Annotated in this window: 2 tRNA genes and 1 rRNA gene; all 3 read left to right on the plus strand. The window is 48.4% G+C overall.

The annotated features are described in order from the left end of the window. The first annotated feature begins 44 nt into the window (after positions 1 to 44). The 3 genes from LQ567_RS25940 (at position 45) to LQ567_RS25950 (ending at position 1,943) form a co-directional block, all read left to right on the plus strand. Positions 45 to 1,571, plus strand: a 16S ribosomal RNA gene (locus LQ567_RS25940). Positions 1,572 to 1,713: 142 nt separating this feature from the next. Continuing rightward, positions 1,714 to 1,788: transfer RNA gene (locus LQ567_RS25945), tRNA-Ile, on the plus strand. A gap of 81 nt (positions 1,789 to 1,869) precedes the next feature. Further along, positions 1,870 to 1,943, plus strand: a tRNA-Ala gene (locus LQ567_RS25950). The last annotated feature ends 21 nt before the right edge of the window (positions 1,944 to 1,964 follow it).

Below are 1,964 nucleotides of genomic sequence, written 5' to 3' on the forward strand. Positions count from 1 at the left end.
TTTTCTCTTGAGAATTTTTAGATGTCAGTAAGTCAAACTCATTTACAACGGAGAGTTTGATCCTGGCTCAGGATGAACGCTAGCGGCAGGCTTAATACATGCAAGTCGTGGGGTAGAGAGGTGCTTGCACTTCTTGAGACCGGCAAACGGGTGCGGAACACGTACACAACCTTCCTTTTAGTGGGGGATAGCCCAGGGAAACTTGGATTAATACCCCGTAACATGTTGGTGAGGCATCTCACTGATATTAAAGCAGCGATGCGCTATAAGACGGGTGTGCGTATGATTAGGTAGTTGGCGGGGTAACGGCCCACCAAGCCTACGATCATTAACTGGTGTGAGAGCACGACCAGTCACACGGGCACTGAGACACGGGCCCGACTCCTACGGGAGGCAGCAGTAAGGAATATTGGTCAATGGACGCAAGTCTGAACCAGCCATGCCGCGTGGAGGATGAAGGTCCTCTGGATTGTAAACTTCTTTTATCTGGGACGAAAAAAGGGAATTCTTTCTCGTCTGACGGTACCAGATGAATAAGCACCGGCTAACTCCGTGCCAGCAGCCGCGGTAATACGGAGGGTGCAAGCGTTATCCGGATTCACTGGGTTTAAAGGGAGCGTAGGTGGGCTAGTAAGTCAGTGGTGAAATCTCCGAGCTTAACTTGGAAACTGCCATTGATACTATTGGTCTTGAATATTGTGGAGGTTAGCGGAATATGTCATGTAGCGGTGAAATGCATAGATATGACATAGAACACCAATTGCGAAGGCAGCTGGCTACACATATATTGACACTGAGGCTCGAAAGCGTGGGGATCAAACAGGATTAGATACCCTGGTAGTCCACGCCCTAAACTATGGATACTCGACATTTGTGATACACAATAAGTGTCTGAGCGAAAGCATTAAGTATCCCACCTGGGAAGTACGATCGCAAGATTGAAACTCAAAGGAATTGGCGGGGGTCCGCACAAGCGGTGGAGCATGTGGTTTAATTCGATGATACGCGAGGAACCTTACCTGGGCTAGAATGCATTTTGATCGTTGGTGAAAGTCAATTTTGTAGCAATACACAGAATGTAAGGTGCTGCATGGCTGTCGTCAGCTCGTGCCGTGAGGTGTTGGGTTAAGTCCCGCAACGAGCGCAACCCCCATCACTAGTTGCCATCAGGTAACGCTGGGAACTCTAGTGAAACTGCCGTCGTAAGACGCGAGGAAGGAGGGGATGATGTCAAGTCATCATGGCCTTTATGCCCAGGGCTACACACGTGCTACAATGGGGAGGACAAAGGGTTGCGACCTGGTGACAGGAAGCTAATCCCAAAAACCTTCTCTCAGTTCGGATCGCAGTCTGCAACTCGACTGCGTGAAGCTGGAATCGCTAGTAATCGTATATCAGCAATGATACGGTGAATACGTTCCCGGACCTTGCACACACCGCCCGTCAAGCCATGAAAGCCGGGTGTACCTGAAGTCGGTAACCGTAAGGAGCTGCCTAGGGTAAAACTGGTAATTGGGGCTAAGTCGTAACAAGGTAGCCGTATCGGAAGGTGCGGCTGGAATACCTCCTTTTTAGAGCAAGCACTTACCGTGCTGTTGTTTCCTACTTTTAAATTTATTTAAGTTCTTTTTATAAGATTTGATGGCCAATTTGGAGTACGGCAATCTATAGCCAAGGCTGATTATCCGATTATCAGATTGGTTTATTAGAAATAGATCCGTAGCTCAGCCTGGTTAGAGCACTACACTGATAATGTAGGGGTCACCAGTTCAAATCTGGTCGGGTCTACAAAAAATGCTGAAGGCTAGAGGCTGAACGCAAAACGCCTGAAAGCGTTAAGCATTAAGTGTTGAGCTTTCTGCCCAAAATGGGGGGTTAGCTCAGTTGGCTAGAGCATCTGCCTTGCACGCAGAGGGTCATCGGTTCGACTCCGATATCCTCCACAAAGAGATTTTGGATTTTAG

It is taken from the genome of Niabella pedocola (assembly GCF_021044425.1).
In the GTDB taxonomy this organism is placed as follows: domain Bacteria; phylum Bacteroidota; class Bacteroidia; order Chitinophagales; family Chitinophagaceae; genus Niabella; species Niabella pedocola.